Origin of the sequence: Ancylobacter sp. TS-1 (genome assembly GCF_009223885.1) — a bacterium.
Taxonomy (GTDB): Bacteria; Pseudomonadota; Alphaproteobacteria; order Rhizobiales; family Xanthobacteraceae; genus Ancylobacter.
In genome coordinates this window covers 1,052,180-1,065,112 of the sequence record NZ_CP045144.1, presented here as the reverse complement: position 1 = coordinate 1,065,112, position 12,933 = coordinate 1,052,180, and the positions used below count along the sequence as shown (strand labels likewise).

Here is a 12,933-nt window from a genome sequence, read left to right as displayed (position 1 = left end):
CTGTCTATGGATGAAAGCATAGCGACGATGTTTTTATTCTCGTCTAAGCGATGTCGAAGATTCGTCACAACCTCGGACATGGAATGTTAACGTGTCTTTCTATTGGTATTAACCATTCCAATAGGCAAACTGTTCATCACGCGGATTAAGCCGCTGGCAAGCCGGCGATGCCTTGCCGCAGGCGTGGAACGCCCCCGGCCGCCTTGCCGCCGCGCGCGCGGCAGCCTATTTGATCGGTGTGCTCGAACCGCCCCGCCTTGCCGCTCAAAGACGCGAACCCATACTGAACGTCCCGCCGGTGATCACCGTGCTGGCGGCGGTGATGCTGGTCATCCAGCTGGTGCGCGACTGGGTCGACCCGGATACCGGCGTCGAGATACTGGCGCTGTTCGCTTTCATTCCCGCGCGCTTCGACCCTTCCGTGCTCGCGGAGGGGGTGCTGCCGGGCGGCACGGCGGCCGACATCTGGACCTTCGTGACCTACGCCTTCCTGCATGGCGGCTGGTCGCATGTCGGCCTGAACCTTTTGTGGATGCTGGCCTTCGGCACGCCGGTGGCGCGCCGCTTCGGGGTGCTGCGGTTTCTTGCCTTCTTCGCCGCCACGGCGGCGGCCGGGGCCGGCCTGCACCTTCTCACCCATGAGGGCGAGCTGGTGCCGATGATCGGCGCCTCGGCGGCGGTGTCGGGCTGCATGGCGGCGGCGCTGCGCTTCATGTTCGCGCATGAAGGCTATGGCGTGTGGCGGCCGGACATGGCCGAGCAGGCCGCGCATTTTCCCGCCCCGCCGCTGTTCCAGGTTCTGCGCGATCGGCGGGTGATCGGCTTCGTCGCCGTGTGGTTCATCATCAACATCGCCTTCGGCATCGGCGCGCCGGCGGGGATCGTCGACGGCAGCGTCGCCTGGCAGGCGCATATTGGCGGCTTCGTCTTCGGGCTGCTGCTGTTCCCGCTGTTCGACCCGGTCGGGCGCCAGCCGGGCGACGATCCGCGCCTGCGCCGCTACGGACGCTGAGCCGCCGGCGTCATGCCGTTGCGGGAACCTATTGCCTGACACAGCGTAAAGGCGGATCATCCCTCCACAAGGCTCGCCCGACTTTTCGGGAAGAAGCTGGGACGAGCGGGCGACGGGGCGAGAACCGGCAGCACCGCCGAGGCCGGGAAGGAGTTACGCCATGACGGTTCGTAAGATTTTGGAAGAGAAGGGTTTCGACGTTCAGACGATCGGACCCCAGGAGACGCTGCGCGCGGCGACCGAACTGCTCGCCGACAAGCGAATCGGTGCCATCGTCGTCACCGACGCCGAGCGCCGCGTGGTCGGCATACTGTCGGAGCGCGACGTGGTGCGGGTGATCGGGCTCGACGGGCCCGGACGGCTCGACGATCCGATCGCTTCGGTCATGACCTCGAAGGTCGTGACCTGCGACGGCAACGAGACCGTGCACCAGATCATGGAGCACATGACGGCGGGCCGCTTCCGCCACCTGCCGGTGGTGCAGGACGGGCGCCTCGTCGGCATCATCTCCATTGGCGATGTGGTCAAGCACCGCCTTGCCGAGATGGAGAACGAGAGCCACGCCATGCGCGAATACATCATGTCCGCGTGAGCGAAATGACGGCCCGGCCCGCAGGCCGGGCCGATCGGCGGCCCTTGCCGGGCCGTGCGAACGGCACTCAGAAGCGGGGCGTGTCGGTCTTCTTCGGCGCCGCGTAGACCGCCGCCGGGTCGAACAGCTTGCCGCCATCATTGACCGAAAGCGTCAGCTCGGGCGAGGGCGGGCTGCCGAGCGGTACGGTGCGGAAGAAGCAGGAGCGGTGCCCGGTGTGGCACGAGGCGCCCGGAATTCCCGGCCCAAGCTCCGCCATCCGCACGCGCAGCACCACGGCGTCCTGATCGCAGTCGACGCGCAGCTCGACCAGCGTCTGGAGATGGCCGCTTTCCTCGCCCTTCTTCCACAGCCGCCCGCGCGAGCGGCTGAAATAGTGGGCGATGCCGGTCTCGATGGTCAGCGCCAGCGCCTGCCGGTCCATATGCGCGACCATCAGCACCGTGCCGTCATCGGCATCGACGGTGACGGCGGTGACGAAGCCGTCGGCGTCGAATTTCGGGGAGAGGCGGTCGCCTTCCTCGATCTCGGCCTTGCTGCCGCGCGCGGAAAAGGGAGCGTCGGTCACGGGATCACGGACGCATGCCGCGCAGCAGGCTCATGAAGCGAACCTGCTCCTGCGGATCGTCGCGGAACACGCCGGTGAACTGGGAGGTGACGGTGGAAGCGCCCTGCTTGCGCACGCCGCGCATCGCCATGCACATGTGCTCGGCCTCGATCAGCACCGCGACGCCGCGCGGCTTGAGAATCTCGTCCATCGCCGTGATGATCTGCGAGGTGAGGTGCTCCTGCGTCTGCAGGCGGCGCGCGAAAATGTCGACGATGCGGGCGATCTTGGACAGGCCGACCACGCGCTCGACCGGGAAATAGGCGATGTGCGCCTTGCCGACGAACGGCACCATGTGGTGCTCGCAGTGCGAGTGGAACTCGATGTCGCGCACCATCACCATATCGTCGAAATTGCCGATCTCGCCGAAGGTGCGGTCGAGAATGGCTTCCGGATCGGCGCGGTAGCCGCTGTAGAATTCCTCATAGGCGCGCACGACGCGCTTGGGGGTGTCCAGCAGGCCCTCGCGGGCGGGGTCGTCGCCGGCCCACGCGATCAGCGTGCGAACGGCCGCTTCCGCATCCTCGCGGGAGGGGCGGCGCGCGGCGGAGGCTTCGATCTCGTTCTGGGCACTACGCATGAGCGACTTGAGCACTGCATCCATGACGGACTCCGTTCGACGGCGCGATTGCTACCGGGCGCCGAGGTGTCGCCGGTTCGACTCGCCATACGCGCCATCTCCCGCCCTGGATCAGCGACGCGTCCCGAGAATAGCTTCCCTGCGAACGCACCGGAAGAGACATCCGGTTGTTGCTTTCGCAGGGCCGCCACCGCACCTATATAGGCCAGTGCGGTCAGGCCGCAATGCAGGCCGAGGCTGGATTTGCCGAAGCGAACGGACAAGGCATGCTGAACGAAATCTACAATCGGCGCATACTTGAACTGGCTGCCGAGATACCACGTCTGGGCCGGCTTGAGGCGCCCGACGCCTCGGCAACGGCGCACTCCAAGCTTTGCGGTTCCACCGTCACGGTCGATCTCGTGCTGCGCGACGGCGTGGTGGCCGATTTCGCCCATGAGGTGCGCGCCTGCGCGCTGGGGCAGGCCTCCTCCTCGGTGATGGGCGGCCTCGTCGTCGGTTCGACCGAGGCGGAACTGCGCGAGGTGCGCGAGGCGATGCGGCGCATGCTGAAAGAGAACGGCCCGCCGCCAGGTGGCCGCTGGGCGGAACTCGCCGTGCTGGAGCCGGTGCGCGACTACAAGGCGCGCCACGCCTCGACGCTGCTGACCTTCGACGCGGTGGTCGACGCGCTCGACCAGATCGCCGCGCGCGCCGCGCAGGCGGCAGAGTAGGGATGTCGGCATCCCGGACGGCCGGCAGGCCGATCCGGGATCGCGTGACATCGGTGGGCGATCCCGGCTCTGCGCTGCGCTCCGGCCGGGATGACGGTGCGGGACAATCACCGTTCGGTGAAGAACGTAAACAGCACCTCGCCGTTCTCGCCGGTGAGGCAGAGGAAGCGGTTGGCGGTATCGGAGCGGTCGCGTTGGATATAGGCCTCGCCCATGATGACGCCTTTGACGGCCGTGTCGCCGAGCTTGGCCTCGGCCTGCGCGATGGTGAGGCCGTCGACGTCGATATAGATGTCGTTGATCGAGGGCGAACGCTCCTTCAGCTTCCGCAGCGCATCGGCCTTGCAGACCGCCACGCGCTGCATGTCGGGGTCCATCTCCGGCGACCCCGCGGTGGAAGCCTCCGGCTGGGTGCCGCCGGCGGCCGGGGCCGGTTCCGTCACGGCCGGCTGCTGGGCATGGGCGGGAGCCACGAGGAGCAGGCCCAGTATCAGGGCCAGTACCAGCGGAACGCCACAGGCGGGCCGGGCGTCGGGTGCCGTCATCGTCATCTCCCCCATTCGGGACCGGCGCCGGCGCCGGTCCTTGCAAGGGGGAACGCCCGGGACGGCGACCGGTTCCGGGATAGGGGCGGGCAATGAGCGCGCCGCGTCCGTCGACGAGCGTGGCGGCGCTGGCCGCGCGCCTGCCGCGCCTGCTGCTGCGGGCGCCGATTCTCGTCTATCGCTACACCTTCTCGGCCTTCATGGGCCGGCAGTGCCGCTATCTCCCCACCTGTTCGGAATTCGCCGAGGAAGCGATCGAACGGCACGGTGCCTGGGCGGGGGGCTGGATGGCGGCGGGGCGCGTGTGCCGCTGCAATCCCTGGGGCGGCTCCGGCTACGAGGCGGTGCCGGTCGAATTGCCGCCAAAAGCGGCGTGGTATATGCCGTGGCGCTACGCGCGGGCCCCGAAACCGGAGGGCGCGCGCGACGATTGACCAACAAGCCTACCTGCGTGGTTCGCAGGAGTGGGCAGGAGAAAATGACATGTCCGAAAATCTCGTGAGTCAGAACGTTGCCGACGGGCCGGCAACTGTGAACCTCACCTTCCCCGACGGTGCCGTCCGAGCCTTCGCCTCCGGCACCACGGGCGCCGAGGTCGCCGCCTCCATCGCCAAGTCGCTGGCCAAGAAGTCGCTGGCGATGAAGCTCGACGGCGAGCTGAGCGACCTTTCCGATCCCATCACCGCCGATGCCCGCTTCGAGCTCGTCACCCGCGAGAGCCCGGAGGCGCTCGAACTCATCCGCCACGACGCCGCCCATGTGCTGGCCGAGGCGGTGCAGGAACTGTGGCCCGGCACGCAGGTGACGATCGGCCCGGTGATCGAGAACGGCTTCTACTACGACTTCTTCCGCAACGAGCCGTTCACCCCGGACGATTTCACCGCCATCGAGAAGAAGATGCGCGAGATCATCGCCCGCGACGCGCCCTTCACCAAGGAGGTCTGGGACCGCGACGCCACCAAGCGCGTCTTCGCCGAGAAGGGCGAGGCGTTCAAGGTCGAGCTGGTGGACGCGATCCCCGCCGACCAGAAGATCAAGATCTACAGGCAGGGCGAGTGGTTCGACCTCTGCCGCGGCCCGCACATGCCCTCCGTCGGCAAGGTGGGCGATGCCTTCAAGCTGATGAAGGTGGCCGGCGCCTATTGGCGCGGCGACAGCAACAACCAGATGCTGACCCGCATCTACGGCACGGCCTGGCGCACCCGCGAGGAACTCGACGCCTACATCCTCCAGCTGGAGGAGGCCGAGAAGCGCGACCACCGCCGGCTCGGCCGCGAGATGGACCTGTTCCACTTCCAGGAGGAGGGGCCGGGCGTCGTGTTCTGGCACCCGAAGGGCTGGAACCTGTTCCAGAACCTCGTTTCCTACATGCGCCGGCGCCTGGCGGCGGACTATGCCGAGGTCAACGCGCCGCAGGTGCTCGACAAGTCGCTGTGGGAGACCTCCGGTCACTGGGGCTGGTACAAGGACAACATGTTCAAGGTGCAGCCGGCCGGCGACACCGAGGACAATGACCGCGTGTACGCGCTCAAGCCGATGAACTGCCCCGGCCATGTGCAGATCTTCAAGCACGGGCTGAAGAGCTACCGCGACCTGCCCATGCGCCTCGCCGAATTCGGCAATGTGCACCGCTACGAGCCTTCCGGCGCGCTGCACGGGCTGATGCGCGTGCGCGGCTTCACCCAGGACGACGCCCATATCTTTTGCACCGAGGAGCAGATGGCGGCCGAGTGCCTGAAGATCAACGAGCTGATCCTCTCGACCTATGCCGATTTCGGCTTCGACGAGATCGTGGTGAAGCTCTCCACCCGGCCCGACAAGCGCGTCGGCTCGGACGCGGTTTGGGACCACGCCGAGGACGTGATGGGCCGGGTGCTGACCCAGATCGAGGCGGAGTCCGGCGGCAAGATCAAGACCGGCATCCTGCCGGGCGAGGGCGCGTTCTACGGGCCGAAGTTCGAGTACACGCTGCGCGACGCCATCGGGCGCGAATGGCAGTGCGGCACCACGCAGGTCGACTTCAACCTGCCGGAACGCTTCGGCGCCTTCTATGTCGACGCGGACGGGCAGAAGAAGACGCCGGTCATGATCCACCGCGCCATCTGCGGCTCGATGGAGCGTTTCACCGGCATCCTCATCGAGCACCATGCCGGCCATTTCCCGCTCTGGCTGGCGCCGGTGCAGGCGGTGGTGGCGACGATCACCTCGGAGGGCGACGACTACGCGCAGGAGATCGTCGCGCTGGCGAAGAAGCGCGGCCTGCGGGTCGAGCTGGATATTCGCAACGAGAAGATCAACTACAAGGTGCGCGAGCACTCGCTGGCCAAGGTGCCGGCGCTGATCGTCGTCGGCCGCAAAGAAGCCGCCGAGCGCACCGTCTCAATCCGCCGGCTCGGCTCGCCCAACCAGACCGCGCTGACGCTCGACGAGGCGCTCGCCTCGCTGGTGGCGGAAGCGAGCCCGCCGGATACGCTGCGGGACTGAAGCGGCCTTCCCTCCCGCAATCGTCATCCCGGACGGCCAAAGGCCGATCCGGGATCGCGTGCCCAGTGGCGAGCGATCCCGGCTCTACCGCTTCGCCTTCGGCCGGGATGACGGGGCGAAGGGGATGACGGCGTGGTGGAAGCGAGAGTCTACTCGTCCGGCGTCTCGGCCGGGCGAACGGGCGCGGGCTGCGGCTTCGGGGCGGGCGGGGCGACCGGGGGCGGGGCGGTGTAGGGCAGGGTGTCGCGCCGCAGGCTGGGATTGGCGGTGGCGCCGGGCACGTTGAGCCGGCGCTGCTGAGCCGTCCAGTTCGACGGGCCCTGCATCAGATTCTGACTGTTCGGGCGAACCGAGCCGGGACGTTGCGGCATGTAGGGCGAGCCTGTCTGCGCGAGCGCCGCTCCGGCGCCAAGCACCAGAACCAGCGTCGCCGCTGTGAGAATCTTCATCGGCACCTGTGCGCCTCCCTGCTCCCATATCTAGGGCGCCGGGGCGCCGTTCGCCACGGTGCTTTCCCGCTGTGGTCGATGCAATAATTGTCGGGGCGAGGAATTGCGGCGGCGTTGCTATGTCGGGGCATTGCGTGGATATTCCGTTGGCCCCGCGTCGGGGGCAGCCTTCTCGGAGCTTGGTGGAAGCGGGATCATGACGGACCAGAACGCGTCGATTCTGGTGGTCGACGATGTCGCCGAGAACCGGGACCTGCTGATGCGCCGCCTGCGCCGGCTGGGCTTTTCCCGCATCGACGAGGCGGCCGATGGGGTCGAGGCGCTCGCCGCCATCGGCCAGACGTCCTACGACCTCGTGCTGCTCGACATCATGATGCCGGAACTCGACGGTTTCGGCGTGCTCGACCGCCTGCGCGCCGACGGGCGCATCAACGACCTGCCGGTTATCGTCGTCTCGGCGCTCAACGAGATCGAGCCGGTGGTGCGCTGCATCGAGCTTGGCGCCGACGACTTCATCTTCAAGCCGTTCAACCCGACGCTCCTGCGCGCCCGCGTGCTCGCCACGCTGGAAAAGAAGTTCCTGCGCGACCGCACCCGCGACGAACTCAAGCGCAAGCAGATCGAGTTGACCGAGGCGCGCACGCTGCAGCTCGCGCTGGTGCCGCCGCCTTTCGCCGGCACGGTCGGCGGCCGCGCCGTGGCGATCGAGACGTTCCTGGAGCCGGCGAAGGAAGTGGGCGGCGATCTTGTCGACTATTTCCCCATCGGCGACCGCAAGATCGTCGCGGTGATCGGTGACGTCTCCGACAAGGGGGCCGGCGCGGCGCTGATGATGGCGCGCACCCATTCGATGTTCCGCGCGCTCGGCACGCGGCCGGACGCCGCCGAACTCTTCGCCGATCCGGCCCGCGCGGCGGAGCTGGTCAACGAGACGCTGGCGCGCGGCAACGCCTCCTGCATGTTCGTGACGCTGCTGCTGGCGGTGCTCGACGTGCCCAGCGGCACGCTGGCCTTCGTGCGCGCCGGCCATGTGCCGCCTTATCTGCGCGCGGTCGACGGTACCGTCTCGCGCCTGACCGCCGCCGGCGGGCCGGCGCTCGGGGTGATGGAGGATATGCCCTATCACACCGCCTCGGTGACGCTGGCGCCGGGCGAGAGGCTGCTGGTCATCACCGACGGGTTGAGCGAAGCGCACGATCCGGCCGGCGATCTCTACGGGGAAGAGCGCGTCGGCGATTTTCTCGCGGCGCTCACCTTCGAGGAGACGCGGCCCCTGCCGCGCCTCGCCGCCGCCGTGCGCGCCTTCGAAGCTGGACTGCCGGCCTTCGACGACATGGCGGCACTGCTGCTGACGCTCGATCCGCCGGGCGTCGCCTGACCATCAGAGGAAAGCCGCCATGGCCTTGGACAACCCGAAGGGCGAGACGGATCACAGCCACGAGGCGACGCTGCTGCGCGCCACGCTGGAGAACATGTCGCAGGGCGTCGCCATGTACGATTCCGGCCATCGTCTGGTGATCTGGAACCAGCTTTTCCGCGACTATCTCGACATGCCGGAAGAGTTTCTCGGCACCGAGCACACCTTCTCCGACTACATCCGCTATCTCGGCGCGCGCGGCGAGTTCGGCGATGTCGACATCGAGACGGCGCTGGCCGAGCGTCTCAAGCAGCTGGAGACGCACCACCGGTTCGAGCGCACGCGGCCGGACGGCACGATCCTCGAGGTGCGGCGCGATCCGGTGCCGGGCGGCGGCTTCATCGCGATCTACACCGACATCACCGCGCGCAAGCAGGCTGAGATGAAGCTGCGCGAGGCCAAGGAGGCGGCGGAGTCGGCCAGCCGGGTGAAGTCCGCCTTCCTCGCCAATATGAGCCATGAGCTGCGCACGCCGCTCAACGCCATCATCGGCTACAGCGAGATTCTCTCCGAGGACGCGGCCGACGAGGGCAACACCGCCATGGTGGCCGACCTCGACAAGATCCAGGCCGCCGGCAAGCACCTGCTGGGTCTCATCAACGACATCCTCGACCTCTCCAAGATCGAGGCCGGCCGGATGGACGTCTATCTTGAGCAGGTGTTCCTCAGCCGCATGGTCGAGGACGTGAAGACCATCGTCACCCCGATGATGACCAAGAACGCCAACCAGTTCGTCATCGATTGCCCGATCGACATCGGCACGCTGCGCACCGACCTCACCAAGCTGAAGCAGAGCCTGATCAACCTGCTCAGCAACGCCGCCAAGTTCACCAAGAACGGCACGGTGACGCTGCGCATCTCGCGCGGCGCGCAGGTCGATGGCTGCGGCACGGTGCGCTTCGACGTCACCGACAGCGGCATCGGCATGAGCGAGGAGCAGATGGGGCGCCTGTTTCAGGCCTTCACCCAGGCCGATTCCTCGACCACCCGCAATTTTGGCGGCACCGGGCTCGGCCTGACCATCACCAAGCACTTCGCCGCCATGCTCGGCGGCTCCATCTCGGTGGCGAGCGAGACGGGCAAGGGCTCGACCTTCACCATCGAGCTGCCGGCGGAGACAAGGATCGCCGCCACCGACCCGGCCTCGGGCGTCCTCGTCGATCCCGGCGCGCCGGCCGAGCCGGGCGCGATCACCGTGCTGGTGGTCGATGACGACCCGGCGGTGCACGAGGTGCTGGCGGCGACGCTGGGCAAGGAGGGCTACATTCTGCGCCACGCGCGCGACGGGGTGGAGGCGCTCAACATGATGCGCCACGAGCCGCCGGACATCGTGACGCTCGACGTGATGATGCCGAAGATCGACGGCTGGTCGGTGCTCGGCATCATGAAGTCCGAGCCGGCGCTGGAACACATCCCGGTCATCATGCTCACCATCGTCGACGACCGGAACCTCGGCTATTCGCTCGGCGCGTCCGAGTACATGACCAAGCCGATCGACCGGCAGCGGTTGATCGCGCTGATCCACAAATTCGCCCCCGGCAGCGAGGAGGGCGTCGTGCTGGTCGTCGACGACGACCCGCAGGTGCGGGCGCTGGTGCGCACGACCATCGAGAGTGTCGGATTAGGTGTCGCCGAGGCCGCCAATGGCGAGGAGGCGCTGGCCTGGCTCGACGAGCACCGGCTGCCCGCGCTGGTGCTGCTCGACCTGATGATGCCGGTCATGGACGGCTTCGCCTTCCTGGCCCGGGTCCGCGCGGTGCCGAAATTCGTCGAGCTGCCCATCGTCGTGCTCACCGCCAAGGAACTCACCGAGCACGAGCGCGACTTCCTGGCGCGCAATACGCTGCTCATCCTGAACAAGAGCGCGCAGCCGATCGGCACGCTCGGCGCCGCGCTGGCCCATATCGCCAGCCACACCCACTGAGGCACGCACGATGGCGAAAATCCTTCTCGTCGAGGACAACGAGATGAACCGCGACATGCTCTCGCGGCGCCTCTCGCGCAACGGCTTCGAGATGGTGATGGCGGTGAACGGGCAGGAGGGCGTCGACCTCGCCCTGTCCGAGCAGCCGGCGCTGATCCTCATGGACATGAGCCTGCCGGTGCTCGACGGCTGGGAGGCGACGCGGCAGGTGAAGGCAAATCCCGCGACCGCCGGTATCCCGGTGATCGCGCTCACCGCCCATGCCATGGCCAAGGACCGCGAGGACGCCATGGCGGCCGGCTGCGACGATTTCGACACCAAGCCGGTCGAGCTGCCGCGGCTGCTCGGCAAGATCCGGGCGCTGCTTGGCCTTCCCGAGTGAAGCCCCGATTTCGGCGAGGGGGCGGCGCAGCGTGCTGTCATCGCTTCGTCATGTGACGGCTCCACAACGGCGCCGGCTTGCCTGTGCCGTTCCCGGAACGCAGCCGAGTCCGTGAACCCGCCCCCGGCCGCCTCTCTGCCGACCGTCCGCGAAAAAGAGTAGTCGAGCGTCATGGCGACCATTGCCCTGCTGATGAGCGGTCTCGGGCTTTTCTTCATCGGCGTAAGGGGGCTTTCGGCCAATCTCGTGCCGCTGGTCGGCCGGCGGGCGCGCGCGGCCTTCGCGCGGGCGCTGCGCGGACGGGTCAGCGCCGCGTTCAACGGCACCGTGGCGGGCATGATCACACAAAGCTCCACGGCCGTGTCGTGGATCGTCGTCGCCTTCGTGCGCGGCGGCGTGCTGAACGACGGGCGCCCGCTGCTGGCGCCGACCTGGGCCAATGTCGGCACCGCGCTGCTGCCCCTCATCGTGGCCATCGACACCTCGGTCGCCGCCGGCATCGTCATCGGCGTGGTGGGCTTCGCCACCTATTTCCGGCTGGCGCGCGGCGACCGCATGCGCAACGCGCTGGAGGCGGCGCTGGGCGCCGCGCTGCTGCTCTACGGCATGCATCTCGTCTCCATCGCCGTCGGGCCGATACGCGAGGGGCTGATGCACCATCCGTGGTGGGACGCGGCGGTGGACAATCCCTGGATCCTCGCACTTCTCGGTGCCGGCTTCTCCTTCGCCGCGCAGTCCTCCTCGGTAGCGGCGGCGATCGCGGTTGCGGCGGTGGGCGGCGGGCTGCTCTCCATCGGCGAGGCGCTGCCCCTGATCGCCGGGGCGAACGCCGCCGCGATGATCAACAATGCCATGCTGATCCCCGGCGAAACCGCGCCGGGCCGCGTGGTGTTCAGCCTCCAGGTGGTGCAGAAGGCTGGCGGCTCGCTGCTGCTGCTGATCCTTGCGATGGTGGCCGCCCTGCGCCCGGACCTCGTGGAACTCGTCTTCCAGCCGGAAGGCCACGATGTCGGCGCCGAGCTGGCGCTGGCCTTTCTCGCCGCGCAGGTCGGCGGGGCGCTCATCGCCACGCTTCTCGAAATGCCGACCCGGCGCGCCATCGCCGGGCTGATGCCGATGAATGCGGCCGATACCCTCTCGCAGCCGGCCTTCCTGCTGCGGGAATCGCTGACCGACCCGGCGGCGGCGCTCGATCTGTCGAGCCGGGAACTGGCCCGCCTGAGCGGCCGGCTGCCCCTGCTGCTGGATCATGTCCGCGAGGAGGGCAATCCGGCCTCGCCGGCGGCCCCGGTCCTGCGCACAGCCGGCGCCAGCCTCGCCGCCTCGGTGAAGGCCTATCTCGCCTCGCTGCTCGACGCCCAGCCGGCCCGGCACGAGGTGGCGGTGGCGCTGCTGCTCGACGATGGCGCGACCAATGCCGGCGCCCTGCACGAGGCGGTGGCGGAATTCGCCGAAGCGGCGGCCGTCGCGCGCGGGCTGCCGACCGCGCAGCGGCTGACCGAGGCGCTCCACCTGCTGCTGAGCGCCGTCGCCGAGCATGCCGAAAGCCTAGGGGCCGACGACGCCGACGTGGTGCTGAGCCTTCTCGGCCACCGCGACCACCTCATGAAGGATCTGCGCGAGCGCCTCTCCTCGCAGAACGAGATATCGCCCGCCGAGCAGAACGCGCTGTTCCGCATGACCGTGCTGTTCGAGCGCATCGTCTGGCTGGCGCGGCGCCTGGTGAACGACTTCGCCCAGGTGCATCGGGCGCTCGGCGGTCGCTGATCAGGAAGAGGCGGCCGCGAGGCGGAACGCCAGAGTGACGACGTTGCGTCCGTTCTCGCGCCGATAGGCGAAGCTGTCGGCGAGCGTGCGTACCAGATGCACGCCGAGCCCTCCGATGCGCCGCTGCTCGATCTGCCCGTCGAGGTCCGGTGCGGGGGCCTCGAAGGGATCGAACGGGTCGCCGTCGTCGCTGAACGTCATTTCCAGCGCCTCGCCCGCCCGGCAGACATGGATGGCGATCTCGCCGGGGCGCCCGTCGGGATAGCCGTAATCCACGGCGTTGTTGAAGAATTCGTCAGCGGCAAGCAGCAAGCGGTAGGCCGGGGTGGGCGGGATGTCCTCCGCCTCGACAAAGGCCTGGAGCCGGCCGGCCAGCGTCCCAAGCTCGCCGATCTCGTTGGCGAGGCGGATATCGAGTTCGTGGTCTGCCATCGCCCGCCCCCGCCGGCTATCTGGCCCCG

At 68.1% G+C, this 12,933-nt stretch carries 14 protein-coding genes; 9 read left to right on the top strand and 5 right to left on the bottom strand.

The window, feature by feature from the left end:
* The first annotated feature begins 238 nt into the window (after positions 1-238).
* Positions 239-1,012 carry a rhomboid family intramembrane serine protease gene (locus tag GBB76_RS05190; protein WP_202911206.1) on the top strand — a complete coding sequence of 258 codons (774 nt, stop codon included), beginning with the start codon at positions 239-241 and terminating at the stop codon, positions 1,010-1,012.
* A 160-nt stretch (positions 1,013-1,172) separates the two neighbouring features.
* A complete protein-coding gene (locus GBB76_RS05185) occupies positions 1,173-1,604 on the top strand; it encodes a CBS domain-containing protein (RefSeq protein WP_152302309.1) in 432 nt (143 codons plus the stop codon).
* A gap of 67 nt (positions 1,605-1,671) precedes the next feature.
* On the opposite strand, the gene hisI is transcribed toward GBB76_RS05185, so the two are convergent.
* The gene (hisI, locus tag GBB76_RS05180; protein WP_152302308.1) at positions 1,672-2,172 is read right to left on the bottom strand and encodes a phosphoribosyl-AMP cyclohydrolase; all 501 of its coding nucleotides are present in this window, start codon (positions 2,170-2,172) and stop codon (positions 1,672-1,674) included.
* A gap of 4 nt (positions 2,173-2,176) precedes the next feature.
* A complete protein-coding gene (folE, locus tag GBB76_RS05175) occupies positions 2,177-2,815 on the bottom strand; it encodes a GTP cyclohydrolase I FolE (protein ID WP_152302307.1) in 639 nt (212 codons plus the stop codon).
* Between the two features lie 242 nt (positions 2,816-3,057).
* On the opposite strand from folE, the gene GBB76_RS05170 reads away from it, so the two are divergent.
* Positions 3,058-3,504, top strand: a complete 447-nt coding sequence (locus GBB76_RS05170) for an iron-sulfur cluster assembly scaffold protein (RefSeq protein WP_152302306.1) — start codon at positions 3,058-3,060, stop codon at positions 3,502-3,504.
* Between the two features lie 107 nt (positions 3,505-3,611).
* Here the strand turns inward: GBB76_RS05170 and GBB76_RS05165 are convergent, their stop codons facing one another.
* On the bottom strand, positions 3,612-4,049 hold the full coding sequence (locus tag GBB76_RS05165; RefSeq protein WP_246669043.1) for a hypothetical protein: 438 nt from the start codon (positions 4,047-4,049) through the stop codon (positions 3,612-3,614).
* Positions 4,050-4,141: 92 nt separating this feature from the next.
* Here GBB76_RS05165 and yidD point away from each other — a divergent pair, with 92 nt between their 5' ends.
* Positions 4,142-4,483: a membrane protein insertion efficiency factor YidD gene (gene yidD, locus GBB76_RS05160; protein WP_152302305.1), complete on the top strand. Its 342-nt coding sequence runs from the start codon at positions 4,142-4,144 to the stop codon at positions 4,481-4,483.
* A 49-nt stretch (positions 4,484-4,532) separates the two neighbouring features.
* Positions 4,533-6,533, top strand: coding sequence for a threonine--tRNA ligase (thrS, locus tag GBB76_RS05155; RefSeq protein WP_152302304.1), 2,001 nt, complete (start codon positions 4,533-4,535; stop codon positions 6,531-6,533).
* 149 nt (positions 6,534-6,682) lie between these two features.
* Here thrS and GBB76_RS05150 read toward each other — a convergent pair whose 3' ends face one another.
* Complete coding sequence (locus GBB76_RS05150) at positions 6,683-6,982, bottom strand: hypothetical protein (RefSeq protein WP_152302303.1); 300 nt, start codon at positions 6,980-6,982, stop codon at positions 6,683-6,685.
* Between the two features lie 196 nt (positions 6,983-7,178).
* Between GBB76_RS05150 and GBB76_RS05145 the strand changes: the two genes are divergently transcribed.
* The 4 genes from GBB76_RS05145 to GBB76_RS05130 all read left to right on the top strand — a co-directional run bounded on the left by GBB76_RS05145 (position 7,179) and on the right by GBB76_RS05130 (position 12,472).
* A complete protein-coding gene (locus GBB76_RS05145) occupies positions 7,179-8,360 on the top strand; it encodes a PP2C family protein-serine/threonine phosphatase (protein ID WP_152302302.1) in 1,182 nt (393 codons plus the stop codon).
* Between the two features lie 19 nt (positions 8,361-8,379).
* Positions 8,380-10,323, top strand: coding sequence for a response regulator (locus tag GBB76_RS05140; RefSeq protein ID WP_152302301.1), 1,944 nt, complete (start codon positions 8,380-8,382; stop codon positions 10,321-10,323).
* 10 nt (positions 10,324-10,333) lie between these two features.
* Positions 10,334-10,705, top strand: a complete 372-nt coding sequence (locus GBB76_RS05135) for a response regulator (protein WP_152302300.1) — start codon at positions 10,334-10,336, stop codon at positions 10,703-10,705.
* Positions 10,706-10,876: 171 nt separating this feature from the next.
* Entirely contained in the window at positions 10,877-12,472 is a 1,596-nt protein-coding gene (locus GBB76_RS05130; protein WP_152302299.1) for a Na+/Picotransporter, read from the top strand.
* On the opposite strand, the gene GBB76_RS05125 is transcribed toward GBB76_RS05130, so the two are convergent.
* A complete protein-coding gene (locus tag GBB76_RS05125; protein WP_152302298.1) occupies positions 12,473-12,904 on the bottom strand; it encodes an ATP-binding protein in 432 nt (143 codons plus the stop codon). It lies immediately after the preceding gene.
* Positions 12,905-12,933: the final 29 nt, after the last annotated feature.

Excerpts from the sequence above, each read along its gene's own strand:
- GBB76_RS05145 (WP_152302302.1), top strand. The coding sequence starts at position 7,179 with ATGACGGACCAGAACGCGTCGATTCTGGTGGTCGACGATGTCGCCGAG.
- GBB76_RS05125 (WP_152302298.1), bottom strand. The coding sequence starts at position 12,904 with ATGGCAGACCACGAACTCGATATCCGCCTCGCCAACGAGATCGGCGAG.
- thrS (WP_152302304.1), top strand. The coding sequence starts at position 4,533 with ATGTCCGAAAATCTCGTGAGTCAGAACGTTGCCGACGGGCCGGCAACT.
- GBB76_RS05130 (WP_152302299.1), top strand. The coding sequence starts at position 10,877 with ATGGCGACCATTGCCCTGCTGATGAGCGGTCTCGGGCTTTTCTTCATC.
- GBB76_RS05135 (WP_152302300.1), top strand. The coding sequence starts at position 10,334 with ATGGCGAAAATCCTTCTCGTCGAGGACAACGAGATGAACCGCGACATG.
- folE (WP_152302307.1), bottom strand. The coding sequence starts at position 2,815 with ATGGATGCAGTGCTCAAGTCGCTCATGCGTAGTGCCCAGAACGAGATC.
- GBB76_RS05140 (WP_152302301.1), top strand. The coding sequence starts at position 8,380 with ATGGCCTTGGACAACCCGAAGGGCGAGACGGATCACAGCCACGAGGCG.
- GBB76_RS05170 (WP_152302306.1), top strand. The coding sequence starts at position 3,058 with ATGCTGAACGAAATCTACAATCGGCGCATACTTGAACTGGCTGCCGAG.
- GBB76_RS05185 (WP_152302309.1), top strand. The coding sequence starts at position 1,173 with ATGACGGTTCGTAAGATTTTGGAAGAGAAGGGTTTCGACGTTCAGACG.
- GBB76_RS05150 (WP_152302303.1), bottom strand. The coding sequence starts at position 6,982 with ATGAAGATTCTCACAGCGGCGACGCTGGTTCTGGTGCTTGGCGCCGGA.
- yidD (WP_152302305.1), top strand. The coding sequence starts at position 4,142 with ATGAGCGCGCCGCGTCCGTCGACGAGCGTGGCGGCGCTGGCCGCGCGC.
- GBB76_RS05165 (WP_246669043.1), bottom strand. The coding sequence starts at position 4,049 with ATGACGGCACCCGACGCCCGGCCCGCCTGTGGCGTTCCGCTGGTACTG.